General features: G+C 66.7%; 18 protein-coding genes. 8 read left to right on the forward strand and 10 right to left on the reverse strand.

Features of this window, described 5'->3' with window-relative positions; all coding sequences use genetic code 11:
- Window positions 1-7: 7 nt before the first annotated feature.
- Window positions 8-889: a LysR substrate-binding domain-containing protein gene (locus tag ACSQ3P_RS23340; protein WP_310152341.1), complete on the reverse strand. Its 882-nt coding sequence runs from the start codon at window positions 887-889 to the stop codon at window positions 8-10.
- A gap of 168 nt (window positions 890-1,057) precedes the next feature.
- Here ACSQ3P_RS23340 and ACSQ3P_RS23345 point away from each other — a divergent pair, with 168 nt between their 5' ends.
- Together ACSQ3P_RS23345 and ACSQ3P_RS23350 are read left to right on the forward strand one after the other, a co-directional pair.
- On the forward strand, window positions 1,058-1,441 hold the full coding sequence (locus ACSQ3P_RS23345) for a DUF1127 domain-containing protein (protein WP_436167872.1): 384 nt from the start codon (window positions 1,058-1,060) through the stop codon (window positions 1,439-1,441).
- A gap of 339 nt (window positions 1,442-1,780) precedes the next feature.
- Window positions 1,781-3,676 (forward strand): methyl-accepting chemotaxis protein, encoded by a 1,896-nt coding sequence (locus ACSQ3P_RS23350; protein ID WP_436167873.1) that lies wholly within the window; start codon window positions 1,781-1,783, stop codon window positions 3,674-3,676.
- Window positions 3,677-3,790: 114 nt separating this feature from the next.
- Here the strand turns inward: ACSQ3P_RS23350 and ACSQ3P_RS23355 are convergent, their stop codons facing one another.
- From ACSQ3P_RS23355 to ACSQ3P_RS23385, 7 genes are all read right to left on the reverse strand, one after another.
- Window positions 3,791-4,306, reverse strand: a complete 516-nt coding sequence (locus ACSQ3P_RS23355; RefSeq protein WP_436167874.1) for a hypothetical protein — start codon at window positions 4,304-4,306, stop codon at window positions 3,791-3,793.
- Window positions 4,307-4,704: 398 nt separating this feature from the next.
- On the reverse strand, window positions 4,705-5,634 hold the full coding sequence (locus ACSQ3P_RS23360) for a DUF937 domain-containing protein (RefSeq protein WP_436167875.1): 930 nt from the start codon (window positions 5,632-5,634) through the stop codon (window positions 4,705-4,707).
- A gap of 52 nt (window positions 5,635-5,686) precedes the next feature.
- Window positions 5,687-7,108, reverse strand: a complete 1,422-nt coding sequence (locus ACSQ3P_RS23365) for an MATE family efflux transporter (protein WP_436167876.1) — start codon at window positions 7,106-7,108, stop codon at window positions 5,687-5,689.
- A complete protein-coding gene (locus tag ACSQ3P_RS23370; protein ID WP_436167877.1) occupies window positions 7,105-8,967 on the reverse strand; it encodes a monovalent cation:proton antiporter-2 (CPA2) family protein in 1,863 nt (620 codons plus the stop codon). The genes ACSQ3P_RS23365 and ACSQ3P_RS23370 overlap by 4 nt, the downstream gene beginning before the upstream one ends.
- A 103-nt stretch (window positions 8,968-9,070) precedes the next feature.
- Window positions 9,071-9,751, reverse strand: a complete 681-nt coding sequence (locus tag ACSQ3P_RS23375) for an HAD family hydrolase (RefSeq protein WP_436167878.1) — start codon at window positions 9,749-9,751, stop codon at window positions 9,071-9,073.
- A 236-nt stretch (window positions 9,752-9,987) separates the two neighbouring features.
- The gene (locus ACSQ3P_RS23380) at window positions 9,988-10,656 is read right to left on the reverse strand and encodes a glutathione S-transferase family protein (protein ID WP_436167879.1); all 669 of its coding nucleotides are present in this window, start codon (window positions 10,654-10,656) and stop codon (window positions 9,988-9,990) included.
- A 46-nt stretch (window positions 10,657-10,702) separates the two neighbouring features.
- Window positions 10,703-11,137: a MarR family winged helix-turn-helix transcriptional regulator gene (locus ACSQ3P_RS23385; RefSeq protein ID WP_436167880.1), complete on the reverse strand. Its 435-nt coding sequence runs from the start codon at window positions 11,135-11,137 to the stop codon at window positions 10,703-10,705.
- Window positions 11,138-11,325: 188 nt separating this feature from the next.
- Here ACSQ3P_RS23385 and ispH point away from each other — a divergent pair, with 188 nt between their 5' ends.
- From ispH to rnhA, 3 genes are all read left to right on the forward strand, one after another.
- Window positions 11,326-12,294: a 4-hydroxy-3-methylbut-2-enyl diphosphate reductase gene (ispH, locus tag ACSQ3P_RS23390; protein WP_436167881.1), complete on the forward strand. Its 969-nt coding sequence runs from the start codon at window positions 11,326-11,328 to the stop codon at window positions 12,292-12,294.
- A gap of 24 nt (window positions 12,295-12,318) precedes the next feature.
- Window positions 12,319-13,284 (forward strand): homoserine kinase, encoded by a 966-nt coding sequence (locus ACSQ3P_RS23395; RefSeq protein ID WP_436167882.1) that lies wholly within the window; start codon window positions 12,319-12,321, stop codon window positions 13,282-13,284.
- Between the two features lie 216 nt (window positions 13,285-13,500).
- Window positions 13,501-13,947 (forward strand): ribonuclease HI, encoded by a 447-nt coding sequence (gene rnhA / locus ACSQ3P_RS23400; RefSeq protein WP_436167883.1) that lies wholly within the window; start codon window positions 13,501-13,503, stop codon window positions 13,945-13,947.
- Between the two features lie 24 nt (window positions 13,948-13,971).
- Here the strand turns inward: rnhA and ACSQ3P_RS23405 are convergent, their stop codons facing one another.
- Together ACSQ3P_RS23405 and ACSQ3P_RS23410 are read right to left on the reverse strand one after the other, a co-directional pair.
- Complete coding sequence (locus ACSQ3P_RS23405; protein WP_436167884.1) at window positions 13,972-15,180, reverse strand: ABC transporter substrate-binding protein; 1,209 nt, start codon at window positions 15,178-15,180, stop codon at window positions 13,972-13,974.
- Between the two features lie 59 nt (window positions 15,181-15,239).
- On the reverse strand, window positions 15,240-16,184 hold the full coding sequence (locus ACSQ3P_RS23410) for an alpha/beta fold hydrolase (protein WP_436167885.1): 945 nt from the start codon (window positions 16,182-16,184) through the stop codon (window positions 15,240-15,242).
- 94 nt (window positions 16,185-16,278) lie between these two features.
- Here ACSQ3P_RS23410 and ACSQ3P_RS23415 point away from each other — a divergent pair, with 94 nt between their 5' ends.
- The 3 genes from ACSQ3P_RS23415 (at window position 16,279) to ACSQ3P_RS23425 (ending at window position 17,299) form a co-directional block, all read left to right on the forward strand.
- Entirely contained in the window at window positions 16,279-16,788 is a 510-nt protein-coding gene (locus ACSQ3P_RS23415; RefSeq protein ID WP_436167886.1) for a MarR family winged helix-turn-helix transcriptional regulator, read from the forward strand.
- Between the two features lie 9 nt (window positions 16,789-16,797).
- A complete protein-coding gene (locus ACSQ3P_RS23420; RefSeq protein WP_436167887.1) occupies window positions 16,798-16,917 on the forward strand; it encodes an RNase H family protein in 120 nt (39 codons plus the stop codon).
- 91 nt (window positions 16,918-17,008) lie between these two features.
- A complete protein-coding gene (locus ACSQ3P_RS23425; protein WP_436167888.1) occupies window positions 17,009-17,299 on the forward strand; it encodes a DUF1330 domain-containing protein in 291 nt (96 codons plus the stop codon).
- The last annotated feature ends 121 nt before the right edge of the window (window positions 17,300-17,420 follow it).

Genomic DNA, 17,420 nt, shown 5'->3' on the forward strand with positions numbered 1-17,420 from the left:
CGGCCGCTCATTCCGCCGCCGTCTTGAAGCTCTGCAGATTGTCGAGGCTCTGGATGATGTGCTCGGCCAGCGCATTGGACAGAACCGAGGGGTCAAAGCGCGTGCGCAGCAGACCGATCTTGCAGGATGGCAGCGCCGCATAGCCGTCCGTCGGCCCCAGGATGCGCATGCCGGGCCTGACCGCGCTTTCCGGCAGGACCGAGACGGCGAGCCCTGCAATCACCGCCGCGCCCACCGCCGTCGAATTCCAGCTCGCATAGAGCACGCGGAAGCGCCGGCCCTTGGTCTCCAGCGCTTCGACGGCGGCTTGCCGCCAGTTGCAGGTCGGGCGGCCGAGCGCCAGGGGCAGCGGATCCTCCTCATGCACGCCATGGCGCGCCGAGGTTACCCAGAGCAGCGGTTCGATGCGGATGATCTCGCCCTGGCCGCGACTCTCGACATGGGTGATGATGGCGAGGTCGATGTCGCCGGTGGCGATCCGCTCGGCCAGCATCGGCGTCGGCTCACAGACGACCGTGACCTCGGCGCGCGGGTTGGAGCGGGCGAAGCGGGCGAGAATCTCAGGCAAATAGCGGTCGGCATAGTCGTCGGGCACGCCGAGCCGGATGCGGCCCTTGAGGTCGGCATCGGTGAAGCTCGCGACGCATTCGAGGTTCAGCCGCACGATCCTGCGGGCATAGTCGAGCAGGCGCTCGCCATCCTCGGTCAGCTTGGCATGGCGGCCGTCGCGCCCGAAGAGCGGCCGGCCGACGCGCTCCTCGAGCCGCTTCATCTGCATGGAGACGGCCGATTGCGTCTTGAATACGATCTCGGCGGCGCGGGTGAAGGAGCCTGTATCGGCGATGGCGACGAAGGTCTTGAGCTGGTCGGCGTCGAGAACATGCGCCATGGCGGCCCCCAAACTGGATCATCAATATCCGTGCTGTGAAGCATCATAAGCATTCGTTTGGCTTATGACCAGCGGAAAGCTATCGTTTGGTCAGTTTCGAGGTCTTGCCAGCGGTGCGTCCGGGTGGGGCCTGGGAATACCCGTCGTTTGGACCCTTAGGAGGTCGTTATGCTGATCATGACCATTGCCACGAAGCCGTTCGCGTCCGTTTTGGGTGTCGTCACGCGCATCGGTGCGCGAGGGTTTGCCGGCGTAACGTCGCTCACGAAAGCGATCATCCATCGCCGCGAGGTTCTGCGCCTGACAGAGCTGGACGAGCGTGGTCTCAAGGATATCGGCCTCGTCCGCTCCGATGTCGAAGGCGCGCTCGCCACCTCCTGGCTCGACGATCCCTCGACCATTCTCGCCGCCCGCTCCGGTGCGCGTTCGGGCGTCGCCTCGGCGCGGCGTGCGGAAGGCGTTCGGCAGGCTCAGGTGAAGGCTCCCGCCATGAAGGCCGGGCCGGTCGCCAGGCAATCCGTCACCAAGCAAGCGGTTGCGTGCAGCGCCTGACCCCTTGGGGCTGCGCGTTCCTGTGGGCGGAGGCTTCGTGCTTCCGCCCTTTTTCATGTCCGTGCCGCTAGAGCAGGATGGGAAAAAGTGGGGGCCGGTTTTTCGCATTGATCCGGCTCTAGCGCCGCTGCACCCGGCCTCGCCCTTGGCGCGCTATTGGTGCCGTTGCGGCAGGGTGTGTTGCCGATATTCGCCCTGTTCCACGGATTTCTTGCTGATTTGAGCGCTTTTACGCACCAGCGAGGCCAAACCTAACTCAAAATTCACCAAACTCGGCAAAACCTCCTGCCCATGCCGCGCCGGGAGAGCGCGTATCATTGCGATGCGGGGATGTCGGACATGCGATTTTCGTTGCGCCTTCAGGATCTGGCCATTCGGACGAAAATCGCCATCCCGCTGATCATCATCGGCGCGATCAGCCTGGCCACCGCCGTTTATGGCGGTCGCGAATATGGCCGAATCCAGAAGACCTATTCCGATCTGATTTCTCAGCGCGCCACCGCGATCCTCGATGCAGCCCGCGCCACCCGCGCGATGAGCGACATCTCGCGCGATCTCTACAAGTCGATCGCCTATCCCGACTACATGAAGCAGAACACCACCGCGATCGAGGACGTGCGCAAATCCTATGATCGCGCGCTCGCCCGTTTGACCGACGCGAAGATCAGCTTCCCACAGAAGGCTGCAGATTTCGACGCGCTGGCGCGAAACTTCACGGCGCTGAAGGCGCAGCTCGACGATGTCGTCGCCATGGCGGCGCGCGACGAGGATCTCGCCGCCCTGTCGGTGATGTCGCAGCTCGACAAGATGATCAGCGAAATCGTGGCGCAGGCGGACGCGCTGAACGACAGCGTCAAGGCCGATACGGAAGCGACCTCCGGCCAGCTCGACGCCGAGGCCCAGACGCTCAACCAGCTGGTACTAGCATTGTCCGGACTCGGCATGCTGCTTGGCCTGATTGGAGCCATGGTGCTGGTGCGTCAGTCGATCACGCGGCCGCTTGACCTGCTGAAGCAGCGCATGGGCGATCTCGCCGGCGGCGACTGCCAGATCGCCATCGACGGCCAAACCCGCAAGGACGAGATCGGCGCGATGGCGCGCGCCGTCCAGATCTTCAAGGACAATGGCCTGGCGGTCCAGCGTCTCGAGGCCGAAACTGCGGAGGGGCGCGAAGCCTCGGATGCGCAGCGCCTGGCGATCGAGCAGGAGCGGGCCGGGCATGCGCGCGAGCAGGAGCGGCTGGCGACAGAGCAGCGGCAGGTCATGGATCTGCTGGCGAACGGGCTCGATCTGCTTTCTCAGGGCGATCTGACCTATCGCATCGACGCCGAGGTGGCAGCCGAATACGAGAAGCTGCGTGACGACTTCAACCTCGCCGTTGGCCATCTCTCAGAGACGGTCAGGACGATCCAGGCGACGTCCGGCGATGTCGGCAACGCGGCGCGCGAGATCAATATGGGTGCCGACGATCTGTCGAAGCGGACGGAAGAACAGGCCTCATCGCTTGAGGAGACGGCGGCCACCACGGAGGAACTCGCAGCCTCGGTGAAGGCCGCGGCCACGGCCTCCAGGCAGGCCGTTGCGCTCGCCGACGAGGCGATGGACGTGGCGCGCAAGGGCGGGGCGATCGTCGGCGAGGCGGTCGATGCGATGACCCGGATCGAGGCCGCCTCCCGCAAGATCTCCGACATCACCTCCGTCATCGACGAGATCGCCTTCCAGACCAACCTGCTGGCGCTCAACGCCGCGGTCGAAGCTGCCCGCGCCGGCGACGCCGGCAAGGGCTTTGCGGTCGTTGCCTCCGAGGTCCGCACCCTGGCGCAGCGCTCGGGCGCCGCGGCCAAGGACATCACCGCCCTGATCACCGAATCCGGGGCTGAGGTCGCGCAGGGCGTCGGCCTCGTCCGCTCCGCCGGCGAGGTGCTGGAGCGCATCGTCGAGGCCTCGCGCAAGGTCTCCGCCACCGTCTCCGACATCTCGGCCGCTTCCGCCGAACAAGCCAATGGCATCGACGAGATGAGCCAGACCGTGGCGCATATGGATGAGATGACGCAGCAGAATGCGGCGCTCGCCGAGGAGAGCGCGGCCTCGGCCACGGCCTTGTCGGACCAGATTCGGCGCCTCAACGAGCTGGTCGCCAGCTTCCGCACCAATGCCGATACTCAAGGATTGCGCGAACTCGCCGTGGTGATGGCGCGCGAGGACGCGAACTGGCAGTCGCGCCGCAGCGCCTGACGCATCTCAGCTGCCTGATCGCGGCGTGAAGCCGCCGCCTTCATGGCCGCCGGGCCAATCGGTCCCTTTGCCCGACAGGGGCAGGGTCAATTGGGCCCGGCGAGCCAGCCGCTTTCAGTCCGCGACGAATTCACAAGCCAGCAAGGTCTTGCCGGGCAGGGCGTTGCTCTCGCGGGCCACGATGGAGACCTTGCCCGGCCCGGCGAGACCTGCAGCAGGCTGCAGCTTCTTCGCAAGCGGCCGCGCATAGCCCTTGCTGGACGTGCCGAGCAGATCCGATGTCTCACGCTTCAGCTTGTATTTGGTGGCTAGTGCATCGGCCTGCAGGCCCTTGATCAGGACGCCGACCGCGCCGTTGGCGAAAAACACCTCGTCGCTTTCAAACCCGTCGCGGCCGATCTGCGGGATCTTGTAGATCGCGGCCCCCATGGACGATGTATCGGGCTTCGCAAGCTTTTCGGCGGCTTCATAGATCGCGGTCGACGACGTCAGGGAATAAGGCGGCTTGCACAGTGCCGCGTCATAGAATGTCGAATTGGCGGCAACCGCCATGGTGCTGCCGGCCTGCAGCGCAGCGATCGCTGCACAGGCCGTGAAAAGACCGCGATGGAGAGATTTAGGCGCAGGCATTGGTCAATTCCATTGGAGCGGGCCGGATGGCCCGTCGTTGATCTTCGGGACAAAACGAATTGCAGTGTCGGTCGACCTGAGAGCATCCATGCCCTGTTGGGGCATTCCGATCAGGCGCCAAGCGCCGCGACCTGAATCGCGCGCGCTATAACGGATCGTCGGGACCAGCCGTCAAAGCAAGGGCAATTCCTGGGATCCAACAGGTGGCGAGCGCGAGGGGGGCCTCGAGCAGGATGCGAAAAAGTGGAAACCGGCTTTTCGCATTGATCCGGCTCTAACCCTTAGATGAGAGACGGATTCAGATTTCAGATGGGATCACTCTGCGAGCCCATCTGAAATCATCCGGCTCTCGAGCGAGCGGGTGCGTGTTGCTTCGGCGCCCGCTTTCCTTTTCCGGGTCAGCGCCGGCTCGGACCACCGAACATGCCGTCGAAGATCGATTTCAGCGCGTCCTGATGGCTGTCCTGCACCTGGCGGCCATGCTCGAACATCTGGTTCAGCGCATCGAGCCCGATCGAGCCCGGTCCGGTCGACGAGGAGGGCGGCGGTGGGTCGTCGGGCTGCTCCTGCGGCTGGGCCTGAGCGCTGCGGCTCGTCGGGGCTGGCGCGGGCTGGGCGTCCGGCTGCTGCGCGCCGCCCAGCATGCCGGTCAGGATCTGGCCGAGCAGCCCACCGTCCAGCGGGTTGAGCGGGTTGCCGCCGGCCTGGCCGCCCGGCATCTGCCCGCCACCGAAGGGGCCGCCCTGGGTCTGACCCGTCGGAGCCTGGCTGTTGCCGAACAGCCCGCCGAGAATGGCCTCGAGCGGGTTGGCGGGGGCCTGCTGGGGCGGGGGCGACGCGGGCTGTTGGCCGGGCATCTGCCCGCGCATCATCTCGGTGAACTGGCCGAGGATGCCGCCGAGGCCCTGATTATTCGCCGATTTGAACAGCCCGCCCATCACCATGGAGGCGATCACCGGCAGCATCTGCTTGAGGATGGCCTGGCCGACGCCGCTCGTCGCCGCCGCCTGCGCCGCGACGGCGTTGCTGACATCCTTGGAGCCGAAGAGCTGGCTCAACACATCGTTGCCCATCGTCTGGGCGTGGCTGGGAATGGCACCGCCGCCGGTCTCGAACATTTGCCCGAAGGGCGTCGCGGTCATCATCTGCGCGAGGTTCCCGAAGGCCTGGGGATCCTGCGTCTGGCGCTGCAGCCCCATTGAGAAGGCGGGCAGCAAGGCCTCGATCGCCGACTGCGTCTGCTGCTGGCTGAGCCCGTATTGCCGGGCGATGTTCTGCATGGCCTGCCCGTTCTGGGCCTGCTGCATCATCTCGAACAGGTTCATCATGGCGCGCCTCCGGTTCAGGCATCGCGCCGGAAAGCGGGAGCGATGCGATGATCTATCTGCGGTCTGCCGCCGCCTGGAACGGAACGATAGCAGCGCCAGTTCGCGAGGCAAGGGAAGCGGCGCGTGACGCGCTCTCGCGCTCCAGCCGGGCGATGCCGCGATAGGCGAAGACGAGCGCGACGATGCCGAAGACGACGGCGCCGAAGACGCAGCCGACCAGGGCGCCCTTCGGCCCGGCAAAATGGGCTCCCGCGAAGGCGAGCGGTATCGTGCCGAGCGTGGCCCGGCCCCAGCTGAACAGCGTCGAGAGCAGCGGCATGCCGAGATTGTTGAAGGCGGCGTTGGCGACGAAAAGCAGGCCAACGAAAATCCACATCGGCCCCGCGATCAGGCAGAAGAACGCCACCAGCTCCGCCGTCAGCCCCGTCGCGCCGAAGACGGTGACGATTTGCCCGCGCAGCAGCACGAGCAGGAGCCAGGCGGCAACGACGCAGGCGACCGCGAAGAGGGCCGAGTCGGTCAGGCCGCGCCGCATCCGGTCGAAGCGGCCGGCGCCCCAGTTCTGGCCGAGGATCGGCCCGACCGCGCCCGACAGCGCAAACAGCGCGCCGAAGGCAACGGGCACGAGCCGGTCGATGATCGCCAGCGCCGCGATCGCGGCATCCCCGAAACGCGCCATCAGGCCGGCGAAGACGGCGTTGGCAATCGGCGTCGATAGATTGGTCAGGATCGCCGGCCCCGCGATCGCCATGGTCTTTCCCGTATCCTCCGCAAGCGCGGCGTAGCTGGGTCTGGCGACGATGTCGTGGACCTTGACCACGCCATGGAAGCCGACAGCCGCGATGATGATGCGCGCCAGAACGATGGCGCAGGCCGCACCATTGGGGCCGAGGCCGAGACCGAAGATGAAGAGCGGGTCGAGCACTGCTGTCGCCAGCCCGCCACCGAGCGTGACGAACATGGCGCGCCTCGCATCGCCGACGGCCCGCAGCACGCCGGAAAAGCCCATGCCGAGCGCCATCAGCATATTCGACGGCAGCACGATCCAGAGAAAGGAATAGGCCACCGCATAGGATTCGCCATGGGCGCCGAGCGCGCGCAGCAGCCAGGGCAGCCCGGGCAGGACAATGATGCTCAGCGCCAATGCCGCCAGCGTCATCAGCGCAAGCGTCGAACCGGCGAGGCGTCTTGCGCTGCCGCGGTCGCCCGCGCCGAGCGCCCGCGCCGTCAGGGCTGTGACCGCGATCATCATCCCGATATTGATCGAGATCATCAGGAACAGGACGATGGTGGCGTAGCCGACGCCTGCCGTCGCCTCCGGCCGGCCGAGCCAGGAGACGTAGAGCAGCGAGAGGAGGTCGACGACGAAGACCGCCATCAGCCCGGCCGAGCTGGTCGCGGTCATCACCGCGACATGGCGCATGATCGAGCCGCTGACGAAGACCGCCTGCGGCCCGACTGGGCGCGCGCTCACCGCTCGGGCTCGCCGACGCCGCCGACAGCGACCTCGGCCCCGCCATCCTCGATGACCTCCTGGGTCTCGGGGGTGAGCGCCTTGGATTTGCCCTTGGGCTGGACCAGCGGCTCGGGCGTGACGCGCGGCACCTTGTTGAGCGCGGCGGCGATGCCCTCGGTGAACTGGATCTCCATGCGCTGGGCGTCGCGGTCGCGGACATGGTCGATCACCAGGCTCGCCTCGTCATAGTTCAGCCCGAGCCCTTCCAGCGTGACGCGGCCGAAGCCGAGCGCGGATTCGAAGGTCTCGCGCATCTGGTAGTCGACATTGGCCTTCATCAGGTCGATGGCGTGGATGCGGTCATAGGCGCGCGCATGCAGGCGCACATTCGGGAACTCGGCCTTGGCCATCTCGACAATGCGCAGGGCCGCATCCTTGTTGTCGATGCAGACGCACAGGATGCGGGCCTTGCCCGTCCCCGCCGCGCGCAGCACGTCGAGCCGCGTGCCGTCGCCATAATAGATCTTGAAGCCGAATTTGGCGGCGGAACGGATGCGCTCGACATCGGAATCGATGATCGTGACGTCGACATGCTGCAGCAGCAGCGCCTGCGTCACGATCTGGCCGAAGCGCCCGAAACCGATGACGACGACGGAGGGCGCGTCCACCCCCTCGAAATCCTCGTCCATCGTCTCGGGCGTGACGCGCGAGAGCAGGATGCCGTCGATGAGCTTGGCGACGACCGGGCCGATCAGCATCGAGATCGCCGCCAGCGCCGTCGCGATCGCGCCCTGACGCTCGTCGAGCAGGCCGAGCGAGACGCCGAGCGGCAGCAGCACGAAGGCGAACTCGCCGGCGGGCGAGAGCAGGGCGCCCGCCCGCACGGCCTCCGTCATCGAGGAGCAGGAGGCGCGCAGGATCGAGGCTGCGACCGCGATCTTGAACAGCACCAGGAGCGGCGCGGCCAAAGCCAGCAGCAGCCAGTTGTCGAGCACGAGCTTCAAGTCGAGCGACATGCCGACCGCCATGAAGAACAGGCCGAGCAGCACGCCGCGGAACGGCTCGATATCGGCCTCGAGCTCGTGGCGAAAATGCGAATCGGCCAGCAGCACGCCGGCCAGGAACGCGCCCATCGCCATGGAGAGCCCGACATGCTCCATCAGCAGCGCAGCACCGAGCACGATGAAGAGGGCGGCTGCCGTCATCACCTCCTTGGCGCCGGTCTTGGCCAGGATGCGGAAGAACGGGTTCAGGACATAGCGCCCTGCCAGCACGATCACGGCGATGGCGAGGAAGGCGATGCCCAGACCCGCCAGGGCCTGGCCTGCGCCGCCGGGCTTGGCCTCGGTCGTCGTCGCCAGCAGCGGCAGGATCGCCAAAGCGGGCGCAATCGAGATGTCCTGGAACAGCAGGATCGAGAAGGTGCGCCGGCCATAGGGCTCGTTGCCGTCGCCGCGCTCCTCCAGCAATTGCAGCGCGATCGAGGTCGCCGACAGCGCCAGCGCCAGCCCGACCGCGACCGCCCCGCCGACGGACAGGCCGAACCACCAGGCCGCCGCGCCGATGACGCCGGCGCTCAGCGCCATCTGAGACAGGCCCGCGCCGAGAATGTCCTTGCGCATCGAATAGAGCCGCGACGGCTGCAGTTCGAGCCCGACCAGGAAGAGCAGCAGCACGACGCCGATCTCGGCTGTGCCGCGGATCGCGTCGGGATCCTTGATCACGGCCAGCACCGAGGGGCCGATGATGATGCCGGCCGCAAGATAGCCCAGCACTGCCGAAAGCCCGACCCGCCGGAACAGCGGCACGGCAATCACCGCGCCGGCGCAGAAGGTCAGGATCGGCGGCAGATAGCTGGTATGGGAAACATCGGCCATGAGGTGCTCTTCGCGGGCGGGAGGGGGCCTGCGCCCGCATGCGGAACCGGCCTGCCGACAATCTAAGGTCGCCCGCCTGTTTCTGCGAGGGGTTAGTGTCGGATCACGGCCTGGTTGCGTGCCGCCGCAGGAATGCGGTGGCGATCATATCGACCTCTCGCCACGAGGCCGCGATATGCGTCGCGCCGGCCGCGCGCAGCGCTTCGTCATGGCCCGTCCGGATATGCGAGGCCGCGCAAAGGCCGATGCTGTCCATTCCGGCAGCAGCGGCGGCCTTGATGCCTCCGGTGCTGTCCTCGATCACGAGGCAGGATTTGGGGTCTGCGCCGAGCTTGCCGGCGGCGAGCAGGAAAATGTCGGGATGCGGCTTGCCGCGCGCGACCATCTCGGCGCTGAAGACGTTCTGACCGAATTGGGATTCAAGTCCGAGCACGTCGAGGCAGAGCGTCAGGCGCTCGATCGAGCTCGACGAGGCGATACAGCGTGGAATCGCGTCGAATCGTGCGATGAAGGCGCTCGCGCCTTCGACCTCCCTGAGGTCCGAGCGAAATCTGGCGAGCGTCGCAGCCTTCAGCGCGTCGGAAAAATCGGGTGGCAGCTCGGCGCCAAGATCACCCTCGATCGCGATCAGGACATCGCTCCATCTACGGCCGCAATAGCGGGTGAGGGCGTCGTCCAGCGTGGTCGGGCGACCGAGCGCGCTGACCGCCTCGGCGAGAACCAGATTCGCGAGGGACTCGCTGTCCGCCACCACGCCGTCGAAATCGAAAATCAGGGCCGCCATGTTGCTCTCGGTTGGAAAGATCTGTCTGAACGCCGCGTGTCGTCGTCACGCGGCCGCATGGCTTAGATCAGGCTCTGTGACCTCCGTATGTCGGCCCCGCCGATGTTGCTCGGTCTTCTTTCCTGACATGCCACGGTCACGCCGGCGGCCCCAATCAACTGGCCGATGGCGATCCGGCGAGGGCCGTGCGTTCTCGATCATGTTTATCGCAATGCCGAGTCAGCGCCTGATGCCGGTCAGGCGGCGGCCGGCGCGTTCTGGCGGAATGGCGCCAGCTGAGCCTCCAGCGCGCGGGTGAAGGCCGGGCGATTGAGGCAGCGCGCGCGATAGGCTTCGAGCGTGGGGAAGCGCGCGAGGATGTCGTCGGGCACATCGCGCAGCACTGTCGCCATGATGAGGTCGCCGGCCGTGAAGCGCCCGTCGAGATAGTCCTTGCCTGCGAGCCAGTTGCTCAGGGCCTGCAGGCGCATGACCACCATCTCGACGATCTGCGGGCGGCGCTCGATCGTCCAGGCCTCGCCCTTGTGGAAGATGTCGGTGCTGGCGAGCCCGGCGACATGCGGCTCGATCGAGTTCAGGGCCGCCAGGACCCAGGTCGTCACACGGGCGCGGCCAGCCTCGTCCTCGGGCGCCAGCGCCGCCGATTTCCGCGACAAGTAGAGCACGATCGCGCCCGATTCGAACATCTCGACGCCGCCGTCGCGATAGGCCGGCACCTGGCCGAAGGGCTGCCAGGCGCGATAATCCTCGGAGGTCTGGTCGTCGCGGCCGATCAGCGTCGCCTCATAGGGGATGCCGGCTTCTTCCAGCGCCCAGCGCACGCGCAGGTCGCGGACATGGCCCTGCGCGAAGGGCGGAACCCAGCGGAAGGCGGAGACATGGGGCGTGGAGACATGGGTCGTCATGGCGTTCTCTCCTGGTTGTGCGAACTGGCGGTCATGCCCGGCCAAGTCATGCCGGCGAAGTCATGCCCGGCCAACTGGCCAGGAGGGTGAGACCGTGTCGCGTTTGTGCAGGGTCCGGAGCGTCGAGCGTCGCCTCCAGAGCCTCGTGCATGGCAAGCCAGACCGGCAGCGCGGCTGCGAGCCGCTCATGGCCGGCCGGCGTCAGGGCCGCGCGGCGAGCCCGGCGGTCCCTGGTATCGGCGCGGATCGTCGCAAGCCCGTCGCGCATCAGCGGCTTCAGGGCGGCGGTCAGGGTCGTGCGGTCGGCGCCGAGCACGCTGGCAATCTGGCTGATCGAGGCCGCGATCGGGCGGTTGAGCGCCATCAGCAGCGAGAATTGCTCATTGGTCAGGCCGTATGGGCGCAACGCCTCGTCGAAGTGCCGCGCCAGAACGCGTGCCGCGCGCTGCGCGTGCAGGCACAGGCAACGGTCGCGGACCATCAGGGTCGTCTCGAACGGGATTATGGCGGTAGGCATGCAATGAAAGTAAGTTGATATCAACATATATGTCAATAAGCCGCACCTGCTGCGATGGCTGCCCAGCTATGCGGCCGCCGATGCGCGGTTTCCTTGACATCGCCCCTTTCACCCCGAAAGAAGACGCTCATTCTCTGGAACGATATCCGCGCGTGAAACCGCCGCTCGACATCCTGCTCTGTGCTCCCCGCGGCTTCTGCGCCGGGGTTGTGCGCGCCATCGACGCGGTCGAGAAGGCGCTGATCCTGCATGGCGCGCCGGTCTATGTCCGCCATGAGATCGTGCACAACAAATACGTCGTCGAATCGCTGAAGCGGAAGGGCGCGGTCTTCGTCTCCGAATTGTCGCAGGTGCCCGATGCGACGCGGCCGGTGATCTTCTCCGCCCATGGTGTGGCGAAATCGGTTCCCGCCGAAGCCGGCGAGCGCAATCTCTTCGCCATCGACGCGACCTGTCCGCTGGTCACCAAGGTGCATCGCGAGGCGGAGGTGCATCACAAGCGCGGCCGCCACATCCTGCTCGTCGGCCATGCCGGTCATCCCGAGGTGATCGGCACCATGGGGCAATTGCCGCCAGGCGCGATCACCTTGATCGAGACGCTCGACGATGTCGCCGCGCTCGAGCCGCCGGTCGGCCAGCCACTCGCCTATGTCACGCAGACGACGCTCTCGGTGGATGACACCCGCGAGATCGTCGCCGCCCTGCAGACGCGCTTTCCCGATCTGATCGCGCCGCATAAGGAAGACATCTGCTACGCCACGACCAACCGCCAGGAGGCGGTCAAGCGCGTTGCGCCGCAGGTCGATGCGCTGATCGTCGTCGGCTCGCCCAATTCCTCGAATTCGCAGCGCCTGCGCGAGGTCGCCGAGCGTGCCGGCTGCCCGGCGGCGCGGCTCGTCCTGCGCACCGACGAGATCGACTGGTCGGTCTTCGGCGATATCCGCAGCCTCGGCATCACGGCCGGCGCGAGTGCGCCGGAGGTGCTGGTCGAGGAGATCATCGACGCTTTCGCGCAGCGTTACGAAGTGCGCGTCGAGACGGTCTCGACGGCCGATGAGAACGTGTTCTTCCCGCTGCCGCGCGAATTGCGCGGCGAAGCGGCGCCGACTGCGGCCGAGTGAGCGCGACTAGGAGAGAGCGAGCTTTTGGCCGTCTATACCGAAGTACCTGATGATGAACTGGCCGCCTTCGTGGCGCGCTACGGCATTGGCGATCTGCTGGCCGTCAAGGGCATCGCCGAGGGCGTCTCCAACTCGAATTTCCTGCTGCACACGACGCAGGCCTTCTTCATCCTGACGCTCTATGAGGAGCGGGTGGATGCAGGCGATCTGCCTTTCTTCATCGGCCTGATGGAGCATCTGGCCAGGCGCGGCCTGATCTGCCCGCTCCCTGTCAAGGACCGGGATGGGCAGGCAGTCGGCCAGCTTGCGGGCCGCCCAGCCGCGATCGTCACCTTCCTCGACGGCATTTCGGTGCGCCGCCCCAATGCGACGCATTGTGCCGAGGTCGGGCGCGGGCTCGCCTTGCTGCACCAGGCCGGCGCGGATTTCGGCATGGAGCGGGTGAATTCGCTGGCGGTGCCGGGCTGGCGGCCTCTCGCCGAGCAGGCTGGCGCCGCGGCCGACACGGTCTCACCGGGGCTCGGGCGGCGCGTGATGGCCGAGATCGAGGCGCATGAGCGCTCCTGGCCGCAGGATCTGCCGCGCGGCGTCATCCATGCCGATCTCTTCCCCAACAATGTCTTCTTCATCAAGGACAGGCTCTCGGGGCTGATCGATTTCTATTTCGCCTGCACCGACGCCTTCGCCTACGATCTCGCCATCTGCCTGAACTCCTGGTGCTTCGAGGCGGACGCCTCCTTCAACCTGACCAAGGGCCAGGCGCTGCTGGCCGGCTATGAGAGCGTCCGGCCGCTGACGCCGGCCGAGGTCGCGGCGCTGCCGCAGCTCTGCCGCGGCTCGGCGCTGCGCTTCCTGGTGACGCGGCTGGTCGACTGGCTGAACGTGCCGCCCGGCGCCCTGGTGAAGCCGCTCGATCCGCTCGAATATGATCGCAAGCTCGCCTTCCACCAGCGCGTGACGGATGCACGGGATTATGGATTGAGGCGATGAGCGACGTGGTCGAAGTTTGGACGGACGGGGCCTGCTCGGGCAATCCCGGTCCCGGCGCGCTTGGGGCTTGCCCCATTCGCGCAAAAGAAAATCGCCGGGGCCTGCCATGAGCGAAATCGTCGAAGTCTGGACGGACGGGGCCTGCTCGGGCGATCTCGGGCCCGGCGCGCTTGGGGCTTGCCCCATTCGCGCAAAAGAAAATCGCCGGGGCCTGCCATGAGCGAAATCGTCGAAGTCTGGACGGACGGGGCCTGCTCGGGCAATCCCGGTCCCGGCGGTTGGGGCGCGATCCTCTCCTTCAAGGGCACGCAAAAGGAGCTGTCGGGCGGCGAGGCCATGACCACCAACAACCGCATGGAGCTGATGGGCGCGATCTCTGCCCTGGAGACGCTGACGCGGCCCTGCACCGTGGCGCTGCACACCGACAGCCAGTATCTGCGCCAGGGCATCACCGCCTGGATCCATGGCTGGAAGAAGAACGGCTGGAAGACCGCCGACAGGAAGCCGGTCAAGAACGAGGAGCTCTGGAAGCGACTCGACGCTGCGCTCGGCCGCCACAAGATCGAGTGGAAATGGGTCAAGGGCCATGCCGGCAACGAGATGAACGAGCGCGCCGATGCGCTCGCGCGCACCGGCATGGCGCCGTTCAAGCCGGGGCGTTGAGGTGAGCCGGCGCGCCCTTGCCGCCTATGGCTTCGTCACGGCCGGGCATTTGCTCTCGGATAGCGGCCAGACCGTCTCCTCCGGAGCGATCGTCCGGACGATCTCGAAATAATCCCAGGGTCCCTTCGAATCCGCCGGCTTCTTGACGCGGGCAAGGTACATCTCGCGCAGGACACGGCCATCAGTGCGGATCGTCGCGCCCTTGGTGAAGGCGTCGTTGATCGGCATGGCTTTCATCGCGGCGGCGACCTTGTCCGGATCGTCGGTGCCCGCCTCCTTGATCGCCTTGAGGTAGTGCAGCACGGAGCCGTAGACCCCGGCATGGAGCATCGAGGGCATCATGCCCGTGCGCTCCATGAACTGCTTCGACCAGGCGCGCGAGGCCTCGTCCCGATCCCAATAGGAGGCGGTGGTCAGATAGGTGCCCTGGGTCGCCTTCAGTCCGAGGCTGTGGACGTCCTGCAGGAAGAAGATCAAGGCCGCCAGGCTCTGCCCCTGTTCCGTCAGCCCGAATTCGCCGGCCTGCTTGATCGCGTTGATGGTGTCGTTGCCGGCATTGGCGATGCCGATCACCTTCGCGCCCGAGCTCTGCGCCCGCAGCAGGAAGGATGAGAAGTCGGCGTTGTTCAGGGGATGACGCACGGAGCCTACGACCTTGCCGCCATTGGCCTCCACCACATCGGTCGCGTCCTTCTGGAGCTGGTGGCCGAAGGCGTAGTCGGAGGCCAGCATGAACCAGGAGTTGCCGCCGGCCTTCACCACTGCCGCGGCCGTGCCATGCGACACCGCATAGGTGTCGTAGGTCCAGTGGAAGCCGTAAGGCGAGCATTGCTCGTTGGTCAGCGCCGTCGTGCCGGCGCCGGAATACATCACGATCTTCTTCTTTTCGCGGGCGAGCGACTGGATGGCCAGCGCCACGGCCGAATTGGGCACGTCGGCGATCGCATCGACCTTGTCGATGTCGAACCACTGGCGCGCGATCGTCGTGCCGAGATCGGCCTTGTGCTGATGGTCGGCGGCGACGATCTGGATCGGCTTGCCGAGCACCGTGCCGCCGAACTCCTTCACGGCGAGTTCGGCCGCCACGACCGAACCCTTGCCGGTGATGTCGGCGGTGACGCCGGCCATGTCGGTGAGCACGCCGATCTTGACGACGTCGTCGCTGACCTGTGCCTGTGCGGTGCCCAGGCCGGTCAGCGCCAGCAGCGCCCCGACCAGAAAAGTCGTCCTCATGATGTTTCTCTCCCGGTCTTTACGGCCGCTTGCCGCGGCGTCTCGATTGAATGCGGTTTTCAGAGGCCGCGGCTGCGCAGCCAGCCGATCAGCCGGTCGGCGACGACGTCGCTGTTGTCCTCGATCATCGGCATATGGCCGTTGCCGGTGATGCCTTCATCCGGCAGCCAGACGAATTCGGCGCCGAGATAGCGGGCCGTCGCCTCGTCCATGGCGCGCGGATGGCGCGGGTCGTGCTCGCCGGTCACGATCAGGATCGGGGTGCGTGCAAGCGCGGCCGGGTCGGCGATCCGCAGGCCGCGCCCGCCGATATTGAAGCGCTCGTTGAAGAGTCGGGCGCTCTCGGGAACGATCGAGAGCCGATATTGCGCGAAGGCTTCGTGCGGGAAGCGCGGCGCATTGGCCCAGAAGCTGCGCATGAACGCATCATCGACCCTGACGGGGCGATCCTCCGGCAGCATCACCGGGCAGCCAAGGCTGACATCGTGGCTCAGCCGGGCGATGGCTACGGGATCATCGGGCAGAACCGGCAGGATATTGGCCGGCGCGCCTGGCGCGACGCCGATGATGGCGGCAACCGCATGCGGCGCGCGCTCCGCTATCCACCAGCCCATCGGCCCGCTGGCGGAGTGGACGAGCAGGATGGCCGGGCCGACCCTGTCGAGGAGCGCCAACAGTGCCTCGGCGATGTCGCGGGTCGGCAGCCGCGCGAGGTCCTCGCAGGCCGGCGAGCGCCCATGGCCGGGCCAATCGACGGCGAAGGCGTCATGGCCGGCCGCCGCGAAACGAGCGGCCCAACCCTCACGGCCGTCGGGCGTTGCGAGATAGCATTGCCCGGTATGGCATCCGCCATGGACCATGACGACCGGCAGGCGAGGGGCAGACGTCGTGGCCGGGACATGGTCGACATAGATCGGATGCGCCGGCGTGCCGCTGAAGAAGGCGCGGCTGTATGAGGCCGTCGATGCTACGGCGCGGAAGCCGGCGGGAGCCGTGACGTTCATGCGATCCTCCCCGGGAGATCGCTACGAGGCGATGTCCTCTCATTGCCGGGGATGGTAGGACTGCCGCGCCATGACAGCAACAAAAAAGTCTCATATGAGACCGATATCGGAATCTGATGACGCGGGCGACGGCGAGGATGGGCTGCGGGCCATCCTCAACGGCACGGATATCCCGACCGCCTACAAGATCGGCTACATCCTGAACTTCTACCGCGAGCCGTCATTCCGCCGGATCGAGGCGGAGTTCGGGCTGACGCGACCGGAGATCGTCATCCTGCTCGCCCTGCATTTCCGCGACGGGATCACGGCGGCCGAGTTCTGCGAGTTCTCCGGCCATCTCAAGGCGGGCGTCAGCCGGGCCGTCATCGCCTTGGAGAAGAAGGAGCTGATCCGCCGGCAGGCCGATAGCGCCGACAGCCGCCGCCAGCGCCTGTTCATCACCGATGCCGGCCGCGCGCTCTACCAGCGTTATGCGCCCGCTTTGCGCAGCCGCGAGGCGGCCATGCTCGCCTGTCTGTCCCCGTCGGAGCGCGAGCAGTTCGACCGTTTGCTCGACAAGCTCGCGGCGCATGTGCCGCATTGGGGCTCGCTTTCGGAGCTGTAGGGAGCAAGCGTGCTCGGCCGCCACAAGAGCGAGTGGAAATGGGTCAAGGGTTATGCCGGCAACGAGATGAACGAGCGCGCCGACGCGCTCGCCCGTGCCGGCATGGCGCCGTTCAAGCCGGGTCGGTAGGGCGCACGGGCATGGCGCCGCCCCTTCCCAGCTCGGACCAGGTTGTGAGAGGATCGTCGGCCTGAACGGTTCATGTCCACGGAGTCTCGCGATGCCCAAAGCCTATTGGCTCAGTTCCTATCGCTCGGTCAGCAATCCCGACGCGCTCGCGGCCTATGCCAAGCTGGCTGGCCCGGCCATCACCGCCGGCGGTGGCCGATTCCTGGCGCGCGGCTTGCCGGCACAGGTCTACGAGGCTGGGCTCCAGCAGCGCACTGTGCTCATCGAGTTCGACAGCGTTGCGCAGGCGCAGGCGACGCATGACAGCCCGGCCTATCAGGAAGCCCTGGCCGCGCTCGCCGGCGGAGCGGAGCGCGATCTCCGCATCGTCGAGGGCGTGTAGAGCACGCTGATTTTCCACGGAAACAGACCGTCATTCCCGACAAGCGGCGAAGCCGCGCCGCTCCGGAATCCATCGTAGAGCGCCGGAGCCCTCCGATGGATCCCGGGGTAAGCCCGGGATG

This window comes from Allobosea sp. LjRoot9 (assembly GCF_964252745.1).
In the GTDB taxonomy this organism is placed as follows: Bacteria; Pseudomonadota; Alphaproteobacteria; order Rhizobiales; family Beijerinckiaceae; genus Allobosea.